The organism is Microbacterium sp. C23T (assembly GCF_053345975.1).
Genome location: NZ_JBKFBD010000003.1, coordinates 81,568 through 104,273, shown reverse-complemented (window position 1 = coordinate 104,273; position 22,706 = coordinate 81,568). Strand labels below are relative to the sequence as shown.

The 22,706-nt window shown below is 70.1% G+C and carries 18 protein-coding genes; 11 read left to right on the top strand and 7 right to left on the bottom strand.

The window, feature by feature from the left end:
• The first annotated feature begins 66 nt into the window (after positions 1 to 66).
• From ACLBXX_RS02515 to ACLBXX_RS02465, 11 genes are all read left to right on the top strand, one after another.
• A complete protein-coding gene (locus ACLBXX_RS02515) occupies positions 67 to 1,077 on the top strand; it encodes a LacI family DNA-binding transcriptional regulator (RefSeq protein WP_447656672.1) in 1,011 nt (336 codons plus the stop codon).
• Positions 1,074 to 2,861, top strand: a complete 1,788-nt coding sequence (locus tag ACLBXX_RS02510) for an ABC transporter ATP-binding protein (protein ID WP_447656671.1) — start codon at positions 1,074 to 1,076, stop codon at positions 2,859 to 2,861. The genes ACLBXX_RS02515 and ACLBXX_RS02510 overlap by 4 nt, the downstream gene beginning before the upstream one ends.
• A 100-nt stretch (positions 2,862 to 2,961) precedes the next feature.
• Positions 2,962 to 4,056, top strand: coding sequence for a Gfo/Idh/MocA family protein (locus tag ACLBXX_RS02505; protein ID WP_447656670.1), 1,095 nt, complete (start codon positions 2,962 to 2,964; stop codon positions 4,054 to 4,056).
• Positions 4,053 to 5,021, top strand: coding sequence for a family 43 glycosylhydrolase (locus ACLBXX_RS02500; protein WP_447656669.1), 969 nt, complete (start codon positions 4,053 to 4,055; stop codon positions 5,019 to 5,021). The genes ACLBXX_RS02505 and ACLBXX_RS02500 overlap by 4 nt, the downstream gene beginning before the upstream one ends.
• A 365-nt stretch (positions 5,022 to 5,386) precedes the next feature.
• Positions 5,387 to 6,691 (top strand): ABC transporter substrate-binding protein, encoded by a 1,305-nt coding sequence (locus ACLBXX_RS02495; protein WP_387140720.1) that lies wholly within the window; start codon positions 5,387 to 5,389, stop codon positions 6,689 to 6,691.
• A gap of 75 nt (positions 6,692 to 6,766) precedes the next feature.
• A complete protein-coding gene (locus ACLBXX_RS02490; protein ID WP_310285843.1) occupies positions 6,767 to 7,762 on the top strand; it encodes a carbohydrate ABC transporter permease in 996 nt (331 codons plus the stop codon).
• Positions 7,759 to 8,682 (top strand): carbohydrate ABC transporter permease, encoded by a 924-nt coding sequence (locus ACLBXX_RS02485; RefSeq protein ID WP_310285845.1) that lies wholly within the window; start codon positions 7,759 to 7,761, stop codon positions 8,680 to 8,682. The genes ACLBXX_RS02490 and ACLBXX_RS02485 overlap by 4 nt, the downstream gene beginning before the upstream one ends.
• A 9-nt stretch (positions 8,683 to 8,691) precedes the next feature.
• A complete protein-coding gene (locus ACLBXX_RS02480; protein ID WP_447656668.1) occupies positions 8,692 to 9,339 on the top strand; it encodes a DUF624 domain-containing protein in 648 nt (215 codons plus the stop codon).
• A 47-nt stretch (positions 9,340 to 9,386) separates the two neighbouring features.
• The gene (locus ACLBXX_RS02475) at positions 9,387 to 11,465 is read left to right on the top strand and encodes a beta-galactosidase (RefSeq protein ID WP_447656667.1); all 2,079 of its coding nucleotides are present in this window, start codon (positions 9,387 to 9,389) and stop codon (positions 11,463 to 11,465) included.
• Between the two features lie 32 nt (positions 11,466 to 11,497).
• Positions 11,498 to 12,781: an ABC transporter substrate-binding protein gene (locus ACLBXX_RS02470; RefSeq protein WP_447656666.1), complete on the top strand. Its 1,284-nt coding sequence runs from the start codon at positions 11,498 to 11,500 to the stop codon at positions 12,779 to 12,781.
• An 82-nt stretch (positions 12,782 to 12,863) separates the two neighbouring features.
• The gene (locus tag ACLBXX_RS02465; protein ID WP_447656665.1) at positions 12,864 to 14,924 is read left to right on the top strand and encodes a beta-galactosidase; all 2,061 of its coding nucleotides are present in this window, start codon (positions 12,864 to 12,866) and stop codon (positions 14,922 to 14,924) included.
• 22 nt (positions 14,925 to 14,946) lie between these two features.
• Here ACLBXX_RS02465 and iolG read toward each other — a convergent pair whose 3' ends face one another.
• From iolG to ACLBXX_RS02430, 7 genes are read right to left on the bottom strand one after another with little or no spacing between them, the layout of a single operon-like run.
• A complete protein-coding gene (gene iolG / locus ACLBXX_RS02460) occupies positions 14,947 to 15,957 on the bottom strand; it encodes an inositol 2-dehydrogenase (protein WP_447656664.1) in 1,011 nt (336 codons plus the stop codon).
• A 40-nt stretch (positions 15,958 to 15,997) separates the two neighbouring features.
• Positions 15,998 to 16,915: a sugar phosphate isomerase/epimerase family protein gene (locus ACLBXX_RS02455; protein WP_447656663.1), complete on the bottom strand. Its 918-nt coding sequence runs from the start codon at positions 16,913 to 16,915 to the stop codon at positions 15,998 to 16,000.
• Positions 16,916 to 16,954: 39 nt separating this feature from the next.
• Entirely contained in the window at positions 16,955 to 17,851 is an 897-nt protein-coding gene (locus ACLBXX_RS02450; RefSeq protein ID WP_447656662.1) for a Cgl0159 family (beta/alpha)8-fold protein, read from the bottom strand.
• On the bottom strand, positions 17,848 to 19,542 hold the full coding sequence (locus ACLBXX_RS02445) for a hypothetical protein (protein WP_447656661.1): 1,695 nt from the start codon (positions 19,540 to 19,542) through the stop codon (positions 17,848 to 17,850). Before ACLBXX_RS02445 ends, ACLBXX_RS02450 begins: the two co-directional genes overlap by 4 nt.
• 3 nt (positions 19,543 to 19,545) lie before the next feature.
• Positions 19,546 to 20,406: a carbohydrate ABC transporter permease gene (locus ACLBXX_RS02440; RefSeq protein ID WP_447656660.1), complete on the bottom strand. Its 861-nt coding sequence runs from the start codon at positions 20,404 to 20,406 to the stop codon at positions 19,546 to 19,548.
• Complete coding sequence (locus ACLBXX_RS02435; protein ID WP_447656659.1) at positions 20,403 to 21,368, bottom strand: carbohydrate ABC transporter permease; 966 nt, start codon at positions 21,366 to 21,368, stop codon at positions 20,403 to 20,405. The genes ACLBXX_RS02440 and ACLBXX_RS02435 overlap by 4 nt, the downstream gene beginning before the upstream one ends.
• Before the next feature lie 2 nt (positions 21,369 to 21,370).
• On the bottom strand, positions 21,371 to 22,648 hold the full coding sequence (locus ACLBXX_RS02430; protein ID WP_447656658.1) for an ABC transporter substrate-binding protein: 1,278 nt from the start codon (positions 22,646 to 22,648) through the stop codon (positions 21,371 to 21,373).
• Positions 22,649 to 22,706 lie beyond the last annotated feature (58 nt).

The following is a 22,706-nucleotide window of genomic DNA, read 5'->3' as shown; positions in this document are numbered from 1 at the left end:
TCGCATCGGACGCGCGGGGGCGTCCGGCCCGGACCCGTGCCGGGTGAGCATGACGGGACGAACGACATGAAGCGAGTCGGCATCCGCGATGTCGCCGAGCGCGCGGGCGTCTCGATCAGCACGGTCTCGAACGCACTGAACCGCCCTCACATGGTGAGCGAGCGCCTCGTCGACCGGGTGCGCTCGGCCGCCGACCAGCTCGGCTATGTGCCGCTGCAGGCCGCGCAGCAGCTGCGCGCCGGGCGCTCCGGGCTGCTGGGGATGACCCCCCCCCCCGCCCCTCCCCCCTCCCGCGGCGCCGCCCCCGCCGGCGCCGAGGACGCCGCCTCGGCGGCCGGAATGCGCGTGCTCGTCGGCAACTCCAGCGACGACGTCGGCAAGGAGCGCGACCATCTCGAGCTGTTCGAGCGGGTGCAGGTCGAGGGGGCGCTGGTGAGCCCGTTCGGCCCCCTCGAGCCCTGGCTGCAGCGCTTGCGGGGTCGCGGCATCCCGGTCGTCCTCGTCGATGCGATCGACGACACCGGCGAGCTGCCCTCGGTGTCGTTCGACGACGTCGCCGGGGGGCGGCTCGCGGCCGAGCACCTGCTCTCGACGGGACGCCGGCGGCTCGCCTTCGTGGGAGCGCGCGAAGAAGTGCGGCAGGTGCGCGAGCGCCTGCAGGGCGCGCGGCTCGCCGTGGCCGCCCATCCCGACGCGACCCTCGAGCCGATCTGGACCGAGCGCACGACGTCCGAGCTCGGCGTGGCGTTCGGCGAGCAGCTCGCCGCCCGCTCCCCCGCCGACCGCCCGGACGGGATCGTGACCTCGAACGACCACCTGGCGATCGGGCTCGTGCACGGACTGATCTCTCGCGGCGTGCGGGTTCCGGACGACGTCGCGGTCGTCGGCTACGACGACATCGAGTTCGCGGCGATCGCCGGCGTTCCCCTCACCTCCGTGCGCCAGCCCGCACGCGAGATGGGACGCACCGCGGCCGAGCTTCTGCTCGCGCGCATCGGCGGCACCGCGGGGGCCGACCTCGGCAATGTCGTCTACCGGCCCGAACTGATCGTCCGCGCCAGTACCATGTCCACATGACGCAGAAAGCGTTTACCGGACCCATCCGCATCATCTCGATCGCCCAGAATCCCCGCCCCGGCCGCTCAGTGCTGAAGCTGCTCGCGCGCCGGCCCGGGCGCATGACGGTGGCGATCCTCGCGTTCGCCTGCAAAGAGGTCCCGCTGTGGTTCCTCCCGGTGGTGACGGCGAAGATCATCGACATCGTCGCGACCGGCGGCGAGGTCTCGACCGTGCTCATCTGGTTCTCGGTCGCGGCCGTGCTGCTCATCCAGAACTATCCGATGCACATCGTGTATACGCGCAACTTCATGACCGTCGTGCGCGACACCGGCGCGGACCTCCGCAACGCGCTCGCGGCGCGGCTGCAGAGCCTCTCGATCGGCTACCACACGCGGGTGAGCTCGTCGATCGTGCAGACGAAGGTCGTGCGCGACGTCGAGAACATCGAGCTCATGCTCCAGCAGGTGACCCACCCCCTGCTGTCGGCGACCATGGTCATGATCGGCGCCATCTCGATGACCGCGATCGCGGTGCCGCAGTTCCTTCCCGTCTACGCGCTCGCGATCCCGATCGCCATCGGCATCCGCTACGGACTGCGCAACCGCTCGCGTGAGCGCAACGAGGTGTTCCGCCGCGAGGTCGAGACCCTCTCCGCACGGGTCGGCGAGATGGCCTCCCTCATCCCCGTCACCCGCGCACACGGCCTCGAGCAGACCGCCGTCACCCGCGTCGCATCGGGCGCCGACGGCGTGCGCCGTGCCGGCCTGCACCTCGACATGCTGAACGGCCATGTCGCGTCGATCTCGTGGGTCGCGATGCAGCTCTTGGGCGTGGGATGCCTCGTGCTCGCGGCGATCTTCTCGCTGACGGACTTCCTCCCCATCACCCCGGGTGAAGTCGTGCTGCTGTCGACGTACTTCACGCTGCTCACCGGTGGCCTGACGCAGCTGCTCATGCTGATCCCGGTCGGCGCGCGCGGCATGGAGTCGATGCGATCGATCTCGGAGGTGCTGCAGGAGCCCGACCTCGAGCAGAACGAGGGCAAGCGCGCCGTTGCGAACGTCGGCGGCCACCTCGAGCTGCAGCACGTGTCGCATCGCTACGACGAGGCGGAACGGGATGCCGTGCACGACATCTCGCTCGACATCTCGCCCGGCGAGACCGTGGCCTTCGTGGGTTCATCCGGCTCGGGCAAGTCCACGATGCTCAACCTCGTGCTGGGCTTCGTGCGCCCGACGGCGGGCCGGATCCTGCTCGACGGCGTCGACATGCAGGACCTCGACCTGCGCACCGTGCGGCAATCGGTCTCGGTCGTGCCGCAGGAGTCGGTGCTCTTCGAGGGCACGATCCGCGAGAACATCGCGTACGGCCTCGACGACGTGTCGGACGACCGCCTTCGTGCCGCCCTGCGCGACGCGAACGCCGCCGAGTTCGTCGACCGGCTGCCCGACGGGTGGGACACGGTCGTCGGCGAGCGCGGCGCACGCCTCTCGGGCGGGCAGCGCCAGCGGCTCGCCATCGCGCGCGCACTGGTGCGCGACCCGCGCATCCTGCTGCTCGACGAGGCGACGTCGGCACTTGACCCCGAGTCGGAGGAGCTCGTGAAGGAGGCGCTCAACCGCCTCATGAAGGGCCGGACCACGCTCGTCGTCGCCCATCGCCTGTCGACGATCCGCCAGGCCGACCGCATCGTCGTGCTCGAGCACGGCGAAGTGATCGAGGTCGGCGGTCACGACGCCCTCGTCGCCGCCGAGGGCCGCTACGCCCGCCTGCACGCGACGCAGGCCGGCCTTCCGCACTGACCTCACTGCGGGATAGCGCTTTCCGTCTCCACCGCCTACCCTGGAGGAGCGGATGCCGCGGGGCTGCAGCATCCGTTCGCGACCACCCGAAGGAGCCACCGTGACCGAGACCCTCCGCTGCGCCATAGTGGGCACGGGAGCCATCGCCCACTCGCACATCCGCGCCATCGCCGCCTATCCGCACGCCGAGCTGGTCGCGGTCACCGACCTCAGCCGCGCCTCGGCCGACGCGTTCGCCGAGACGTACGGCGCACCCGCCGTGTACGACGACCTCGACGCGCTCCTCGCCGCCGAGCACCCCGACGTCGTCCACATCTGCACTCCCCCGGGCGCTCACCCCGCGCAGACCCTCGCGGCGTTCGCGGCCGGCGCGCACGTGGTGGTCGAGAAGCCCCCGGCACCGTCCCTCGACGAGCTCGAGCAGATGACGGATGCCGCGGCCGCCGCCGGCCGGCAGCTCGCGGTGGTCTTCCAGCAGCGCACGGGCACCGCGCCCGCCCACGTGAAGCGCCTGCTCGATTCCGGCGCGCTCGGGCGCCCCCTCGTCGCCCAGTGCCAGACGCTCTGGTACCGCGACGCCGCGTACTTCGCCGTGCCGTGGCGAGGGAAGTGGGAGACCGAGGGCGGAGGCACGACCCTCGGTCACGCCATCCACCAGCTCGACCTCCTGGCGTTCCTGCTCGGCGACTGGACGCGGGTCGAGGGACGCCTCTGGCGCCTCGACCGCGAGACGAACACCGAAGACGTGTCGACGGCGACCGTGGTCTTCGAGGGCGGCGTGGTCGCACAGGTCGTCTCGAGCACGCTGTCGCCCCGCGAGACGAGCACGATCCGCATCGACACCGAGAAGGCGACGATCACCGTCGACCACCTGTACGGCCACGGCCACGAGAACTGGCGCATCACGCCGGCTCCCCACGTCGACGCCGCCGAGGCCGCGACCTGGGAGATCAGCGGGCCCGAAGAGCGCAGCGACCACGTGTATCTGCTGCGCGACGTGTTCGACGCCCTCCGCTCGGGCGCACCCCTGCCGCCGACGGCCGAGGCGCCCGCGCGTTCGATCGAGCTCGTCGCCGCGATCTACGCGTCGGCCGACGCCGACGGCGCCGTGGTGACCCCCGCCGACCTCGCCGCGCACCCGACGCACCGCAAGAGTTTCGCGAGCACCGTCATCGACCTGCGACCGGCCCGATGACGATCGACGCCACACTCGAGCCGGACGCCGCAGCGCCCCGCGAGATCTACCGCGATCCCGTCTACGACGGCGCGACCGACCCCACCGTGGTGAGGGACGCCGACGGCTGGTGGATGTTCTACACCCAGCGCCGCGCCACGCACCCGCATCCCGGCGATGGCGTCGCGTGGGTGCACGGCTCGCGCATCGGCGTCGCCCGCAGCGAGGACGGCCTGCGCTGGAGCTACGCCGGAACGCTGGAACCGGATGCCGCGGGCCTGCGCCTGGCCGACGGGCCGCCGCCTGCAGCGGTCGGCGAGACGCACTGGGCGCCCGAGATCATCCACGACGGCACGCGCTGGCGCATGTACCTCACGGAGATCGACGGCGTGCCGACCCAGTGGGAGGGGCACGCGCGCCGGATCGTCGAGTACCTCTCGGACGACCTGCGCACCTGGATCCGCCGGGGGGTCATCCCGCTCGCGAGCGACCGTGTGATCGACGCCGCCGTCGCCCGGTGCCCCGACGGCCTGTGGCGCCTCTGGTACAAGGACGAGGCGGCCGACTCGACGACCGCGGTCGCGGTGTCGGACGACCTCGACTCGTGGCGGCTCGACGGCACCGCCGTCGGCGGGCGCCCGCATGAGGGCCCGTTCGTCTTCGCGCTCGACGGCACGTGGTTCCTCCTCACCGACGAGTGGCGCGGCATGGCGGTGCATCAGAGCGCCGACGCCGTCGCGTGGGAGCGGCAGGGCGGGACGGATGCCGTCATCCTGGGCGAGAGCGGCGCTCCGCGAGACGGCATCCAGATCGGGCGACACGGCTCGGTGGTGCTCCTCGGCGACGAGGCGCGGCTGTACTTCTTCACCCACCCCTGGTGGGACGGCAGCGAGCTGGCCGACACCGACGAGCGCAGCCATCGCCGCAGCGCCGTCCACGTCGCGCGCGTGCGCGTGGTCGACGGCGAGCTCGTCGCCGAGCGCTGACCCGAGGCATCCCTCCCCCGCCCTTCTGCTCACCCTCCTTCAACAGGTCAACCGGGGTTCCGCTGGATGCGGGAGAGCGGATCTCTCCTGCAGAAGGCCGGTTGACCTGTGGGAACTGAGCGGCGGCGGCGCGTGGCGGCTGGGACCGTGCACAGTCGGCGTGCCCGGAATCCCGCGGCCCGTTACTGAATCGTTTAAAAATCTCATCCGAACGCCTTGCGAAACGTTTTTAGACCGAGTACCGTAGCGGGCAAGCGCTTTCCAGCATCGCAGGATCTGCACCACAGAGCGCCCCACACCGCACACACAGACGACGAACGTCTCACGCGGAACCGCGAACGCAGACGTTCACAAGGAGGACAAGGATGTTCAGCAAGAAGCGGGCACTCGCCGTCGCCGCCATCGCGGCCGGCGCCGCCCTCGTGCTGGCCGGCTGCGCCGGCGGCAGCGACGAGACCCCCGACGCCGCACCCACATTCGACCCGAACGAGAAGGTCACCCTCGACCTGGCGTTCTGGGGCAACGACGTCCGCGCCGGGCTCTACAACGAGGCCATCGCAGCGTTCAACGAGGAGTACCCGAACATCACGGTGAACTCCACGTTCCTCACCTTCCCCGAGTTCTGGGAGAAGCGTCAGACCGAGGCCGCCGGCGGAAACCTCCCCGACGTCATGCAGTTCGACTACTCGTACCTGCGTCAGTACTCCGAGAACGGCCTGCTGCTCGACCTCGACCCGTACCTCGGCAACATCATCGAGACCGACCCGCTGCCCGAGAACATCCTCAACATCGGCGTCGTCGACGACACCACCTACGGCATCACGACCTCCACCAACGCGTGGGGCCTGTTCACCAACCCGGTCCTGCTCGAGAAGGCCGGCGTCGAGGAGTTCGAAGGCGGCAGCTGGGACGACTACACCGACTGGATGGGCGAGGTCACCGACGGCGCCGGCGGCGAGTTCTGGGGCGGCGGCGACTACACCGGCCGCATCCAGAACTTCGAACTGCAGCTGCGCTCGGAGGGCAAGAACCTCTTCAACGAGGACGGCACGCCCGGCTTCGACGAGAAGCGCCTCACCGAGTTCTGGGAGTCCGGCGCACCGATCCGCGAGGACGGCATCGGCATCCCGCAGCAGCGTGTGGAAGAGGTCGCCCCGAAGGGCGCCTTCGACAGCGCGCTGACGGCGAGCGAGCTGACCTGGGACAACTTCGGCGCGGGCTACCTCGCCGGTCTCGGCGAGGGCTACACCGAGCTCGGCCTCATCGCTCCCCCGGTGACCAAGGAAGGCGCGAAGGACCTGTACCTGAAGCCGTCCATGCTCCACACCATCTCGGCCAACACCGAGCACCCCGAGGCGGCCGCGACGCTCGTCAACTTCCTCGTGAACTCGCCCCAGTCGGGTGAGATCTTCGGCACCAACCGTGGCCTGCCGGCCTCGGAGACCGCCCTCGAGGCGGCCGAGCTCGACCCGCTGAGCCAGCAGGTCAAGGACTACGAGGCGTCGATCGCCGACCGTCTCGGCGACGCCCCGCCGGTTCCGATCGTGGGCTACGGCACGCTCGAGGAGAAGTTCCGCCAGCTGGGTACCGAGCTCAACTTCGGCACCGTCACGGTCGATGACGCGGTCTCGCAGTTCTTCGCCGAGATGGACGTCGTCCTCAACCAGTGACAGCTTCCGGGTCCGGGCGTACGATGCGCCCGGGCCCGGAAAACCACTACTCCACAACCCGTATCGGAGAGTCTCGTGAGCACCACAGCGACCAGAGTCATCGTGACCGGTGAGAAGTCCTCACGCCGGTCCCTGTTCCGCCGGAGCAGCCCTGAGCATGTGAATCGGCCGGGTCAGCGCGGCCGGGTCGTGAAGGAGACGCTGGCGGGGTACGGGTTCCTGATCCCGTGGCTGGTCGGGTTCTTCGGCCTCACGCTGATCCCGATGGCGTACTCGCTGTACCTGTCGTTCACGAAGTACAACATCTTCGCGCCGCCGAAGTGGATCGGCTTCGACAACTACGTCCGGATGTTCACGAACGACCCGGCGTTCATGCAGTCCGCGCAGATCACCATGATCTACGTCCTGGTCGGCACCCCGATCACCCTGGCAGCCGCGCTGGGCGTGGCGATGCTCCTGAACTACCGCGACAAGGGCGCCGGCTTCTTCCGCTCCGCGTTCTACGCCCCCTCGCTCATCGGCGGCTCCGTGTCGGTCGCGATCGTGTGGCGGGCCATGTTCGCCTCCGATGGCCCGGTCGACAATGCCCTCTCCGCCATCGGCATCGACCTCGGCGGCTGGATCGGCAACCCCGCCCTCGTGCTGCCCGCCATGATCCTCCTCGCGATCTGGATGTTCGGCGCCACCATGGTCATCTTCCTCGCCGGCCTCAAGCAGATCCCCAAGGAGCTCTACGAGGCCGCCGAGATGGACGGCGCCGGACCCTGGCACCGTTTCCGCGCGGTCACGCTGCCGATGCTCTCGCCGGTGATCTTCTTCAACCTGCTGCTCGGCCTGATCGGCGCGTTCCAGGTCTTCAGCTCCGCCTACATCATCTCCAACGGCACCGGCGGCCCCGCCGGCATGACCAACTTCATCACCCTCTACCTCTACAAGCGCGGCTTCTCGGACGGCCAGATGGGCTACGCCGCCGCCATCGCGTGGGTGCTGCTGATCGTCGTCGCCGTCATCGCCTTCATCCTTTTCCGCACCCAGCGCAGCTGGGTCCACTACGCCGGAGACAACCGATGAGCACCACAAGCTTCGGCGAACCCGCCATCGCCACCCTCGAGAACCAGGTCGACGCCACCCCGCAGCAGCCCCGCCGCAAGGTCAAGCGCGGCACCTGGCAGACCGTGATCTGGTTCGTCGTGCTCATCGCCGTCACCGCGATCGTGCTCTACCCGCTGGTCTGGCTGCTGTTCTCGACCTTCAAGCCCAACAGCGAGTTCGGCTCCAACATGGGCCTGCTCCCCGAAAACCCCACCATCGCCAACTACGCGAAGGTGATGGAGGGCATCGCGGGCGTGCCGATGTGGCGGTTCTTCCTGAACAGCTTCATCATCGCCGCGGGCTCCGTGATCGGTGTGCTGCTGTCGTCGTCGCTGGCCGCCTACGCGTTCGCCCGCATCCAGTTCAAGGGCCTCGGCATCCTGTTCGCCGCGATGATCGGCACGCTGCTGCTGCCGTTCCACGTCGTGATCATCCCGCAGTACATCATCTTCCAGCGCCTCGACATGATCGACACGTTCTGGCCGCTGCTGCTGCCGAAGTTCCTCGCCACCGAAGCGTTCTTCGTGTTCCTGCTGGTGCAGTTCATCCGGCAGATGCCCCGCGACATGGACGAGGCCGCCCGCATCGACGGCGCCGGACACATGCGCATCTTCTGGTCGATCATCCTGCCGCTGATCAAGCCCGCCCTGATCACCTGCTCGATCTTCGCGTTCATCTGGGCGTGGAACGACTTCCTCGGACCCCTCCTGTACCTGACCAGCCCCGAGAACTACCCGCTGCCCATCGCGCTGCGCCTCTACAACGACCAGACCAGCGTCAGCGACTACGGCGCCACCGTCACCGCGTCGTTCATCGCGCTCATCCCCGTCCTGCTCTTCTTCCTCGTGTTCCAGCGCTTCCTCGTCGACGGCGTCGCCACGCAGGGACTCAAGGGATAGGACCCCACCATGGACCGCCGAGAACTCCGCGCCGCGCGTCGCGCCGACGCGTCCGGAGCAGGGCCCACGCTCGAGGAGCGGGCTCCGGCCCGCTACCCGGGTGCCAAGGGAGCCTTCGCCCTGTTCGGCGAGGTGCTGCTCACCGGGCTGCTGGTCACCGCGGCCGGGATCCTCGTCGTGACGCTGCCCGCGGCGCTGGCCGCCGGCATCCGTCATCTGCGTCGCTACGTGAACGCGGAGCAGTCGCACGTGCGCACGTTCTGGCAGGACTGGCGCCGGGCGCTGCCCGGCGGCCTGATCGTCGGCGTCGCCGCGGTGCTGGTCACGTTCGTGCTCACGCTCGACATCTACCTCGCGAACAGCGGCGCGCTCCCCGGCGGCGGCCTCATCTCGATCGTCGGCTGGGCCGGCCTCGTCGTCGGCGCCGTGGCGCTGCTCGTCGCCGCGGGCGCGTGGACGCCCGAGCGCGGCTGGCGGGCGGCGGTGCGCAGCATCCCGTCGTCCCTCGTGGCCGACCCGATCGCCGCCCTGTACCTCGCGGCCGCCGCCGTGCTGGTCGGCGTGATGACCTGGATGCTCGCGCCGCTCATCATCGCCGGGCTCGGCTGCGCCACCTTCGCCGTCGTCGCCCTCCCGGCGCGCCGCGGCCGCCGCTGACCCCCCCCTCTCTCGAACGCAAGACCAGCCAGAAGGAGCTGCTCGACGTGCTGTACGGCGCCGACTACAACCCCGACCAGTGGCCCGAGGAGGTGTGGGACGAGGACGTCCGCCTCATGCAGGAGGCCCGCGTCAACATCGTGAGCCTCGGCATCTTCGCGTGGTCGCGCATCCAGCCCGCCGAGGGCGTGTGGGACTTCGCGTGGCTCGACACCGTCATCGAGAAGCTCCACGCCGGCGGCATCGCGGTGAACCTCGCGACCGCGAGCGCCTCTCCCCCGCCGTGGGTGAGCAAGAACTACCCCGAGACGCTTCCGGCGAACGAGTCGGGTGCGTCGTACTGGCCGGGCAGCCGTCAGCACTTCGCCCCGTCGTCGCCGACCTACCGGCGCCTGGCCGGCGAGCTGGTGCGCCGGCTGGCCGAGCGCTACGTGGATCACCCCGCCGTGGTGATGTGGCACGTCGGCAACGAGTTCGGCTGCCACCTCTGGATGGACTTCTCGGATGCTGCGCGCGACGCGTACCGGGACTGGCTCCACAAGCGCTACGCCACCGTCGACGCGCTCAACGACGCGTGGGGCACGAGCTTCTGGTCGCAGCGCTACGGCTCGTTCGACGAGATCTTCCCGCCGCGCCTCGCCCCCTACAGCCACAACCCGTCCTCGATGCTCGACTGGCGACGGTTCACCAGCGACATGCTGCTCGAGTGCTACCTCATGGAGCGCGAGATCCTGCAGGGCGCCGGCGCGACGCAGCCGATCACGACGAACTTCATGGGCCCGTTCAAGCCCGCGGACTACCGCAAGTGGGCGCCGCACATGGACGTCATCGCCGACGACTGCTATCCCGACCCCGCCAACCCGAACCGCGTGCGCGACGCCGCCTTCCAGCGCGACCTCGTCCGCTCACTCAAGCCCGGCGTGCCGTGGCTGCTGTGGGAGCAGGCGACGGATGCCGTCAACTGGCGGCCCGCGAACCCCGGCAAGCGGCCGGGCGCCCTGGCCGCCGAGTCCGCGCAGTCCATCGCCCGCGGCGCCGACGGCATCATGTTCTTCCAGTGGCGGCAGTCCCGCGCCGGCAGCGAGAAGTTCCACTCGGCGATGCTCCCGCACGCCGGCACCGAGACCCGCACCTGGGACGCGGTGACCGAGCTCGGCGCGCGCCTCGCCGCGCTCCCGGCGCTCCCGGCACCGGGCCGCGACGCACAGGTCGCCCTGGTGTTCGACTGGGAGAACTGGTGGGCGGTCGAAGAGCGCGACCACCCCACCGAGATCGACTACCTCGCGCTCGTGCTCGAGTGGTACGGCGCGTTCCACGCGCGGAACATCCAGGTCGACATCGTCGCTCCCGAGGAGGTCGACCACGGCTACGCCCTCGCGGTCGCCCCGGCGCTGTATCTGCTGCGCGACGAGGGCGCCTCGGCGCTCGCCCGGTTCGTCGACGACGGCGGAACACTCCTCACCGGGCCGTTCACCGACATCGTCGACGCGCACGACCACTTCCGCGACGGCGGCTTCCTGACGCAGCTCGGCCCGGTGCTGGGGCTGCGCTTCGAGGACTTCGGCGTCCTCGCGGGCCAGTCCTCCGGAGGCTCGGGCGTCGGAGCCCTGAGCAGCGACGCCGTCCAGGCCGCGCGCGACGCCGCCGGCCGCGGTGCGGTCACGTTCGACCTGGACGGGGTGGAGCGGTCCGGTCGCCTGGTCGCCGAGGCGATCCACGCGACCGGCGCGACGGCGGTCGCGACGTTCTCCTCGGGCCTGCAGTCCGGCTCGCCGGCGCTCACGCGCCACCGCTTCGGCTCGGGCGAGGCCTGGTACACCGCGACCCAGCCCAGCGCCGACGCACTCGACGCGATCGTCGCGGCCGTGGTCGAGGCATCCGGTGTCCGACCCGTCGTGGCGGACCTGCCCGCAGGCGTCGAGGCGGCTCGCCGGGGCGACCTGGTCACCCTCATCAACCAGGGCGACGCGCGGGTCGAGATCACGATCGACGGCACGGATGCCGAGACCGGGGTCGCCGTCGAGCGCGTCGTGCTCGACGGACAGGGGGTCGCCTTCGTGTCGGCTCCTGTCAGCGCCACGGGCACCGCCGCGGTCTCCGCACGCGCCGCCGTAGCCCACTCCTGACCCCCATCCGAACAGAAGACTGGAGCACCTCCATGCCTGCACCTCGTACCCTGCTCGCGGCCGCCGCCCTGACCGCGGGCGCCGCGCTCGTCCTCTCGGGCTGCTCCGGCGGCGCCTCGGACGACGCCGCCGCGTTCGATCCCGACGAGAAGGTCACCCTCGACTTCGCGTTCTGGGGCAATGACGACCGTGCGACCCGCTACAACGATCTGATCGCGGCGTTCAACGAGGAGTACCCGAACATCACGATCAACACGTCGTTCACGGACTTCCCGAGCTTCTGGGAGAAGCGCCAGACCGAGGCTGCCGGCGGCGGCCTCCCGGACGTCTTCCAGTTCTCCGACAGCTACCTGCGCCAGTACGCGGAGTCCGGCAACCTGCTCGACCTCGCCGACGTCTCGGACTACATCGACACCACGACGTTCGAGGAGTCGCTGCTCGGCACGGGCGCCCTGGACGGCGTGCAGTACTCGCTCCCGACCGGCTACAGCCTGTGGGCGAACTTCGTCAACGACGACCTCGTCGCGCAGGCCGGGGTCGAGACGCCCGAGGGCGGCACGAGCTTCGCCGACTTCGACGAGTGGATGGCCTCGGTCACCGACGCCACCGGCGGCGCCGTGTACGGCGGCACCGACTACACGCAGCGCATCCAGGTCTTCGAGCTGCAGCTGCGCGCGAACGGCGGGAACCTCTACACCGACGACGGCGAGCTCGGCTTCACCGAGGACGACCTGCGGGACTTCTGGGAGTCCGGCGCCGAGATCCGCGACGGTGTCACCGTGCCGCAGCAGAAGCTCGAGGAGCTCTCGCCGAAGTCCGGCTTCGGCGCCGCCATCACGGCGAGCGAGATGAGCTGGAGCAACTTCCTCGGCGGCTACCTCGCCGACTCGGGCGCGTCCTCGATCTCGCTCGTCGCACCGCCCACCGCCAAGGAGGGCTCGAAGGATCTGTACCGTCAGGCCGGTCTCCAGGTCGCGATCGCCGCGAACACAGAGCACCCCGAGGCCGCGGCCCTCTTCCTCGACTTCGTGGTGAACAGCCCCGAGGCCGGCGAGATCTTCGGCACGACGCTCGGCTTCCCGGCATCGTCGTCGAAGCTCGAGGGCACGACGCTGGAGGGCGCCGACAAGCAGGTCGCCGACTACATCGAGTCGGCCTCCGACCGCATCGGCGACGCCCCGCCGGTCCCCGTCGTCGGCTACGGCTCGCTCGAGCAGGCCTTCTGGGACGCGGGCAAGTCGATCGGCCTCGGTGTGCTGTCGGTCGACGACGCCGTGACGCAGTTCTTCGCCGAGGCGGACGCCATCCTCGGCTGACGCCGGATCGATTCGCAGAGACGGATGCCGCGGCACGGCCTCGTGCCGCGGCATCCGTGTTTTCACCCCCAGAGGAGTCCCCGTGTCCGACGCATCCGACGAACGCCTGTCGCAGCTGCGCACCCGCCTCGGCGGCATCGCGTACGGCGGGGACTACAACCCCGAGCAGTGGCCGCGCGATGTCTGGCACGAAGACGCACGCCTCATGCGGGAGGCCGGGGTGAATATCGTGAGCGTCGGCGTGTTCTCGTGGTCGGCGCTGGAACCGGCCGACGGAGTCTTCACCTTCGCGTGGCTCGACGAGGTGGTCGAGGTGCTGTGGGCGCACGGCATCGCGGTGAACCTCGCCACCCCCAACGCGTCGCCGCCTCCGTGGCTCGTCGAGGATCACCCCGAGGTGCGACTGCGCCGATTCGACGGCGCGCTCGTCGGCGTCGGCAGCCGCGCGCACTACTGCTCGTCGTCGCCGGTCTACCGGGCGCACAGTCTGCGCATCGCGCGACTGCTCGCCGAGCGCTACGGCTCGCACCCGGCGCTCGCAATGTGGCACCTCGGCAACGAGTACTACGCGAAGTGCTATTGCGACCTCTGCGACGAGCGGTTCCGCGGCTGGCTGCAGAATCGGTACGGGTCGCTCGACGCGCTCAACGACGCGTGGGGCACAACGTTCTGGAGCCAGCGCTACAGCGCGTGGGAACAGGTGCACGTTCCCGGCCCTGTCGAAGGGAAGGTCACGACGAGCCGCGAACTCGACTTCGCACGGTTCTCGTCGGATCGGCAGCTGGAGCTCATGACGGCGGAGCGCGACGTCATGCGCGAGCTCACGCCCGGCATCCCGGTGACGACCAACTTCATGCAGTACGTCGATCCGAACGACTACCGGGCATGGGCCGCCGAAGAGGACGTCGTGTCGCTCGACGCGTACCCCGACCCGGCTGATCCCGAGAGTCTGATGAAGTCCGCCTTCCAGTACGACCTGATGCGGTCGCTGCGCGGCGGCCGCCCCTGGTTCCTCCTGGAGCAGGCCGCGAACGCGGTGAGCCAGTGGCGCACGAACCTCGTGAAGCAGCCCGGGCGGATGCGGCTGGGCTCCTACCAGGCGGTCGCCCGGGGCGCGGACGCGGTGATGTTCTTCCAGTGGCGGGCGTCACGGCAGGGCAACGAGAAGTTCCACTCGGCGATGCTGCCGCACGGCGGAACCGCCACGCGATCGTGGCAGGCGGTCCGCGATCTCGGCGTGGAACTGCCGCGTGTGGCGGCGGTCACCGGCGCACGCACCGACGCGCGGGTCGCGGTGGCGTTCGACTGGCCCAACTGGTGGGCCGTCGAGGGCGCCGCGCATCCCTCGAACGCCTTCTCCTACGCCCGGGCGGCGGTCGACCACTACCGCCCGCTGTGGCACGCGAACGTCGCCGTCGACGTCGTCGATCTGGCGGACGACCTTTCGACGTACGCGCTGGTGGTGGTGCCCAATCAGTACCTCATCACGGAGATCCAGCGCGCGTCGCTCACCCGGTTCGTCGAGACCGGCGGCACCGTCCTGGTGTCGTTCTTCTCCGGCATCGTCGACGAATCCGACCGGGTCATCGAGAACGGCTACCCGGGCGGCCTGCGCGAGCTCATCGGCGCGCACGTCCGCGAGTTCTCGCCTCTCGCCGACGACGCGACCGTGCACGTCGACGGTGTCGCCGACGGCGAGCTCGACGCCGACTTCGCCGCCGACGCCGGCTTCTGGCAGGACGACATCGTGCTCGAGGGCGCGCGGGCGCTGGCCGTCTACCGCGACGGGTACCTCGCCGGCGAGCCGGCGATCACGCTTCACGACAGCGGCGCGGGTGCGGTCTTCTACGTCGGCACCCGGCTCGCGCCGGACGCGCAGCGGGCGGTGACGGATGCTGCGCTCCGCCGCGCCGGCATCGCTCCGCGCACGTCCGCACCCGGTGTCGAGATCACCGAACGACGCAACGACAGCGGCGACTTCCTCTTCGTGCTGAACCATTCCGATGCCGTCCGCACCGTCACTCTGGACCGCGCCGGGACCGATCTGCTGACGGAGCGCGCCCTCGACGTCGGCGACACCCTCTCGCTGGAACCCGCCGGCGTCGCGGTCGTGCACACGGCGGCCGCGGCATCCGTCGAGTGACGCCGGACGCGCGGGTGACGGGTCAGTCGAGGCTGACCGCGACGGCGACGCGCTCGGTCGCGGAGCGCTGCGCGGCGTCGGCGAGGAGAAGGGCCGCCCGGCCGTCGTCGAACGTGGGACTCGCCGACGCGCCCTCGCGGACGAGCTCGACGAACGAGCGCAGCTCGGCCGCATAGGCCTCCGCGTAGCGCTGCAGGAAGAAGTCCTCGTACGGCGCGGTGGCCTCGACCCGCTCGGCGGTGGAGAGGCTCACCAGGCTCGTCGAACGGTTCGCGACCTGGACCGTGCCGAGCGCGCCGAACGCCTCGAGGCGCTGGTCGTAGCCGACCGCGCTGTGCCGCGAGTTGATGATCGTGACGACCGCCCCCGATGCGGCGCGGAGGGTCACGACGGCGGTGTCGAAGTCGCCGTGCTCGCGCGCGCCCGGATCGAACGTGGTGGACCCGACCGCGCTGACCTCGACGATGTCGGGCAGGAAGAAGCGCGCCATGTCGAAGTCGTGGATGGTCATGTCGCGGAAGATCCCGCCCGAGACCGCGACGTAGGCGGCGGGCGGGGCGGCCGGGTCGCGGCTGATGATCGTCAGCTGCTCCAGCGCCCCGATCTCGCCCGCCGCGACCCGTGCCCGCGCCTCGGCGAAGGCAGGGTCGAAGCGGCGGTTGAAGCCGAGCGCCACGGGGATGCCGGCAGCGGTGACCTTCGGGCGCAGGGCCTCCACCCGGGTGATGTCGAGGTCGATGGGCTTCTCGCAGAGCACCGGGATGCCGCGGTCCACGGCCTGCTCGATGAGGGCGACGTGCGTCGGCGTCGGCGAGGCGATGAGCACGGCGTCCACGTCGTCGGCGGCGAACAGCTCGTCGGTGTCCGCCGTGACCCGGCCGCCGAAGCTCTCGGCCACGGAACGCGCGCCCTCGACGAACGGATCCGCGACCCACGACAGCGTCGTGTCGCGGTTCGCGGCGATGTTGGCGGCATGCACCTGGCCGATGCGGCCGGTGCCGATCAGACCGAAGCGGAGCGGGGCGTGTGTCACTGCGGGTGTCCTTCTCGTCAGGGGTTCGGTGCAGAGCCGGTCAGGCCCAGGGGCGGAGGGCCGCGCGGTTGACGCGCTGGTCGTCGCCGCGCGCGGCGCGGAACGCGTCGATCGCCACGTCGGGCGCGTTCAGGACGTCCTGCTCGACGACCACCCACCCGTCGAAGCCGCGCGCCTCGACGGCATCCATCACCCCGGCCAGGTCGAGGTCGCCGCGTCCGAAGGCCACGAACGAGCCCGACGACCACACCTCGGTCATCCCGCCGCCCGCCGCCAGCACCCGCCGCAGCTCGGCGAGGTCGACGTCCTTCAGGTGCAGGTGGTTGATGCGGTCGCCCCAGCGGAGGACCGCGTCGAGCGGGTCGCCGTCGGCGATGAGCAGGTGCCCGGTGTCGAGCGTGAGGTCGACGTCGACGTGCGCGAGGAACCGGTCGATCTCGTCGGGCGACTCGACGAACGTGCCGGCGTGGTGGTGGAAGGTCGGCTCGAAGCCGGCGGCGCGGACGAGGTCGGCCGCGCGCTGGGTGTTCGCGAAGAGGCGCTCCCGGGCCGGGGCGGTGAGCGGGTCGACGTCCTGGCCGCGGCCGGGACGGGCGCGCCGCGCCAGGGAGCCGTCGTCAGCCAGCGTCGGCAGTGGCAGGCGGCCGGGCCCTGCCTCCGCCGCGTCGGAGAAGACCCGCAGTGCGTCGTGCAGCGACGGCAGGGATGCCTCGAACGCCTCGTCGTCCGAGAAGGGCAGCTGCACCCAGCCGCCGGCGAGCTCGAGCCCGAAGCGGGCCAGCCGCGCGCGGAGGTCGGCATCGCGGCCGAGGAAGCCGACGGGGCCGAGATCGACCCCGCCGTACCCCGCGTCGGCCAGCACCTCGAGCAGGTCGTCGGCCGCGACCGTGGCCGCACCCTCAGGCGTCATCTCGAACACCCCGAAGCTCACGGGCGCTCCCGCGACGGTGGCCTTCATCGGATCGCTCCGGCAGTGCTCACGCAGTCCCCCATCGGGTCAGAGATCGGTGTGGACGAGGCGGGCCGCCGCGTCCACGGCGCCGGCGACATCACCGTCCGGCGGGTACAGCAGCGCTCGTCCGGCGGTCAGGCCGCGCACGCCCGGAAGGGCGAGAGCATCCTCCCACGACGAGAAGGTCTCGTCGGGGTCGGCACCCGAGTCGCCGCCGAGCAGGAGCGTGGGGAGGGTCGTCGCCTCCATGACCCGTGCCATGTCGGGCACGACGGGCAGCTTCATCCACGTGTACGCACTGCTGACCCCGAGCCCCGCGGCGATCGCGAGCGACAGCACCACGGCATCGGGGGTGAGGTCGTTGACGATGCGGCCGTCGGCCCAGCGACTCATGAACGGCTCGACCATGATCGGCATCCGCGCCTCGGCCGCAGCGGTCACCGCGTGGGCGGTCGCCTCGAGCGTGGACGCGGTGCCGGTGTCGGCGAGGTTCACCCGCAGCAGCACCTTCGCGAAGTCGATCCCGGAGCGCACCATCGACGGCACGTCGTAGCCGGTGAAGCGGTCGTCCATCTCGAACGCCGAGCCGCGCAGCCCGCCGCGGTTCATCGAACCCACGACGACCTTGTCGTCGAGCAGACCGAGCATCGCGAGGTCGTCGATGATGTCGGGCGTCCCGAGGACGCCGTCGACGCCCGGGTGGCTGAGTGCCACGGCCAGCCGCTCCAGCAGCAGGTACCGGCTCGCCATGGCGTCGCCACGGTCGCCCACCGCCAGCGCACCGCGCGCGGGGTGGTCGGCCGCGACGATGAACAGCCGGCCGTCGCCGCGGACGACATCACGCCGGACACGGTTCGACAGCGCCTCCTGCACGGCGTCGGGTCGCTCGGCGCGGAGCGCCCGCAGCGTGTCGAACCCGATGGCGTCGATGACGGCGCTCATTCGCCGGCCCCTTCCGCGTGCAGGGTGAGGACGAGCCGGCCCGGGGCGCGCCCCGTCAGGTAGACGCGGCGCCCGGCGGCGGCGTCGCTGGCCCCGAGGAACGCGTAGTCCTCGCCCGGGTGGTACCGCCCGGCGCCGTCGGCGCGGTAGTCGCCGGCGGCATCGAACGCGATCGCGGTGGAGCCCACACGGTAGCGGCCGGTGCCGGAGTGCAGCATCGCGGTGCCGTCCTCGCGCTCGGTCACTCCCTCGAACGCTCCCCCCTCGCGGAACGCGAGCTCGAGCGCCCACGGGCTGTCAGGACCGTCGATCGCGATCGACAGGACGGCGCCATCGGCCGTGGGCTCGACGTCGACGACGGTGCGCAGGGTCACGTCGTCGGTGGCGCGGTCGCCGAACGACATCGAGCCGTAGAACCGGCCGTCGTCCGTGAGCGCGTACTCCCCCGACGGCGACCGACGGTCGGCAACGAGCGGCTGGTAGTAGTGGGCCGAGACCGTCTCTGAGAGCTCGTAGCCATGGTCGCCCTCGCCGGATCGCGCCGTGAACCGGTCCGCGCGGAACGGACCGAGACCGAAGAAGTCGCGCGACAGCCGCACCGAGTCGAGCACGACGTCGCCCGCGAACATCCGGAGGAAGGTCGGGTTCGCCGACAGCCCCGAGCGCACGCGGCGGAACCGCGGGTAGTCGCTGCCGCCGAAGACGACGAGCCGCCGGCGGGCCGTGGCGTCGACCACGAGCCCGGACTGCTCCCATGCGCGCTGCGGCGCCGCGGCCGCAGCATCCGGAAGCTCCTCCCCGATGCGGGGCGCGAGCAGCAGCTCGGTCAGCACCGCGGAGGGATGAGGGATGCCGCCCGCCAGCGCACGCCCGGCGGCCCAGGCGAAGTCGCCACGGCCGAGCTCGATCGCGGCGCGGCGGTAGGCCACGAGGTACGGCGCGAGGGAGAACCGGTTCAGCTGATCCTGGCGTCGCGAGTGCACGGTCTCGACCGAATCGTCGGGGTGGATGAGCCCCAGCGTGCTCTCGAGATTGCGGATGACGGCCTCCCGCGCGTCCGCGCGATCGAACACGTCGGCGATCACCGTCAGCGACGGGTTCGACACGTAGGCCGCGTAGTTGGCGCTGCGCTCGGAGTAGACGCCGTCGGGCGTGATGTCGATCCCCTCCGCGAGCCACTGCTCTGCGCGATCGCGGAGCGCCTGCGACGGTCGCCGGCGGTGCAGACGGGCGAGCGCCGCCGAGATCTCCCAGCGGTGGTTGGGCGTGTGCACGCCGCCCACGACGAGCGCGGGCTCGATCGCGTCGGCGATCGCCGTCAGCTCGGCCTCGAGGTCGGCCAGCGCCGCCTGCTCGTCGGCCGGCGCCCGCGCGATGAGCTCGAGCGCGTCGCACAGATCGTTGACCGTGAAGGAGGAGTCCGGCGGCGAGTCGACGTTGTCTCCCCCGACGAACAGCCCGCTCGGCCCCTGCAGCGCGCGGAGGGCCTGGACGCTCTCACGAGCGGCGGCGATCAGCTCCGGGTCGCCGGCGTCCGCGGAGCGCGGCCACAGGTAGGCGGCGACGAACAGCCGCGCGCGATCCATGAGGTGCCGGTGCCGCTCGTGGGGCCCGAGGGTCGCCGCCAGCTCGCGGCGCACCTCGTCGGCGACGGCCGCCTGGAGCGCCGTCTGGAATTCGGAGTCCGACACGGATCAGTCCTTCAGCCCCGAGTTGATGTCGGCGTTCATGATCTGGCGCTGGAAGACGGCGAACAGGATCACCATCGGGACGAGCGAGATCACGGAGGCCGCGAGCAGCACCGACCAGTCCACGTTGTCGGCGCCGACGATCGACCGCAGCGCCACCTGCAGCGTGTACCGGTCGGGGTCGCGCAGCACGATGAGCGGCCAGATGTAGTCGTTCCAGCGCCACTGGAACGAGAAGATCGCCAGCACGACCGCGATGGGCTTCGCGAGCGGGAGCATGATGCGCCAGAACGCGCCGAACTCCGAGACGCCGTCGATGCGCGCGGCCTCGAGCAGTTCGTCGGGGACTGTCTTGAAGTACTGACGGAACATGAAGATGCCGGTCGCGGTGACGATCGACGGCACGATGATGCCCGCGAGGGTGTTGTACATGCCGAGGTCGCGGACCACTGCGAACGAGCTCGGCATGATGACCTCGGTCGGCAGCATCGTCGTGGCGAGGATGCAGATAAAGAACGCCTTCAGCCACCACGCCTTGTACTTGGCGAACGCGTAGCCGGTCAGCGCACTGACGAAGACCGTCAGCGCCGTCGTGACGATCGCGACGATCGACGTGTTCAGGAAGTACTGCGCGAAGTTGAAGCGGTTCCAGGCGGTCGAATAGCCGCTGACCGTCCAGTCCTTCGGGAAGAGCGTCAGCGGGAGGCTGAAGAGCTCCGAGCCGGGCTTGAACGAGCTGAGGATGAACCAGGCGACCGGGATCAGGAAGCCGAGGGCGAGGACCCACAGCAGCAGCGTGCTCGGAAGGGAGCGGAGCGGCCGGGGTGAACGAGAGCGCGATTGCTTCGCGGATCGAAGAGTTGTCATGCGAGATCGTTCCTCTTGTCGAAGCGCATCTGGATGAGCGCGATGATGATGAGGATCACCATGAGGACCATGGACGCGGCGCTCGCGTAGCCGACGTCGGCACGCTCGAAGCCGGTGCGGTAGATGTACTGCACGATGAACATGTTCGAGGTGCCCGGTCCACCGCCGTTGAGCGCCTGCACCATCGCGAACTCCTTCATCGAGCCGATGGTGGTGAGGAGGATCACCATGAAAGAGGTCGGGCGCAGCAGCGGCAGGATGATGCGGTAGAACCGCTGCCATCCGTTCGCGCCGTCCAGCTGGGCGGCCTCGAGGTAGGACTGCGGGATGTTCCGGATCGCCGCGATGAACAGCAGCATGTTGAAGGCCGTACCGCCCCACGTGCTCACGATGAGGATGAGCACCAGCGCGAGGTTGGGGTCGGTCTCCCACTGGAGGCCGTTGCCGCCCATCAGCTCGATGAGGTAGTTCACGAGGCCGAAGTTCTCGCCGAACAGCCACTTCCAGATGACACCGGCGACGATCGGCGAGATGAGCCACGGCAGGAAGAAGATGATCCGGGCCGTCGCCTTGCCCTTCGCGAGCGAGCTCGTCAGCAGCATCGCGATGCCGAGCGCCGCGGCGAAGTGGAGCGGCACCGACAGGATCGTGTAGAGGAAGGTACGGCCGAGCACCGAGTAGAAAACCGGGTCCTGGGCGAGGTCGATGTAGTTCTCTGCCCCGATGAAGTCGGGGGTGCCGACACCGCTGTAGTCGGTGAACGAGTACCAGAGGCCGAGCGCGCCCGGCCAGAGGAAGAAGAGCCCGAAGAGCACCACCGCGACCGCGATGAACGACAGCGGCGCCAGGACGAACCTCGTCGAGCTCCGCCGGGAGCGGCGTGCGCGCTTCGCACGCCGCTCCACGGTGATGAGCGCAGACGTCTCTGCACTGCGCCCATCGACGGACTTGGTGGTGGACATGGTCACTCCAGCGGACCCAGCTGGTCCGTGAACAGCGCGTTGATGTTCTTGATCGTGGTGTCGACGTCCTGCTCGCCGTTCAGGTACTTGACCGTCTCGTCGCGCACCGGGTCGCCGTCAGTCGTCACGTTCTGCGCGCCGTATTGCAGCTCCATCGCCTTGATGTCGCCCACGATCGCCGGCGACGCCGCGATGTCCTGGTTGTAGATGTCGAACGCGTCCGCGTGCGACGCGTAGGTGATGTCGAGCCCGTCGATCGCGGGGATGAACGACGAGGTCTCAGAGAGTTCGGTGTAGTTCTCGGGCTCGTACAGCCACTTGATGAAGTCGTGCGCGGCCTTCTGCTGCGGCCCGTCGAAGACGACGACGGATGCGGCGTTGCCGTAGTTCGTCGCGCGCTCCTCGTCCTGCGGCATGTACACCGAGGCCCACTCGAAGTCGGCGATGTTCACGGCGAAGTCGGCGATCTGCCACGAACCCGAGAGGTACGAGACCACGTCGCCGCTCTTGAAGAGGGCGTTGCCGTCGGCGTCCGACAGCCACACCGAGCGGGGCATGAACGAGTCGTCGTTCAGCGAGTCGAAGTACTCGAGCGCGACCTTGGTCTGGTCGTTGGTGCTGAACTCGCCCGACTTGTCGGGCTGGAAGTAGTCCGAGCCGAACTCGTAGAGGAACGCCTTGAGGCGGTGGGAGGACTTGTCCATCACCATGCCGTAGCTGGTGCCCGTGGCGGCCTGCACCTGCTTGACCGCGGCGACGTACTCGTCCCACGTCCAGATGTCGTCCTCGCTGGTGGGGTACGCGACACCCGCCTCGTCGAACAGCGTCTTGTTGATGAACATGCCGACCGCGGTGATGTCGGACGGGAGGGAGATGACGTTGCCGTCGTCGTCCTTGTCGGACAGCTCGGTGCGGATCTTGCTGCCGTCGGTGATGTCGGAGAGATCGGTGGCCTCGCTGCGCCACACCGGGTCGACCGCGCCGACGCGGGCGATCGCGGGGAGGTCGTTGGCCTGGGCCGCGTTGCGGAGCTTGGTGGCGAGGTCGTCGTTCGCGATGTCGACGATCTCGACCTTGACGCCCGTCTCCTCCTCGTACTTCTCGGCCATGTGCGCGTATCCGCCGCCCTGGTTGGCGTCGCCCGAGAGGAAGAACTGGATGGGCTCGTCGGACTGGCCGGCGTCGCCCGAGCCGCTGCACCCGGTGAGGGCGATGGCGGTGACGGCCGCGGCGGCGAAGGCGAGAGTCACCCGCATGCGGGCAGTGACTGAATGCTTCATTGGATTTCCCTTTCGCCCCGGGGAACCAGGGGCCAACATCGTTGTCGATCGGGCGCGG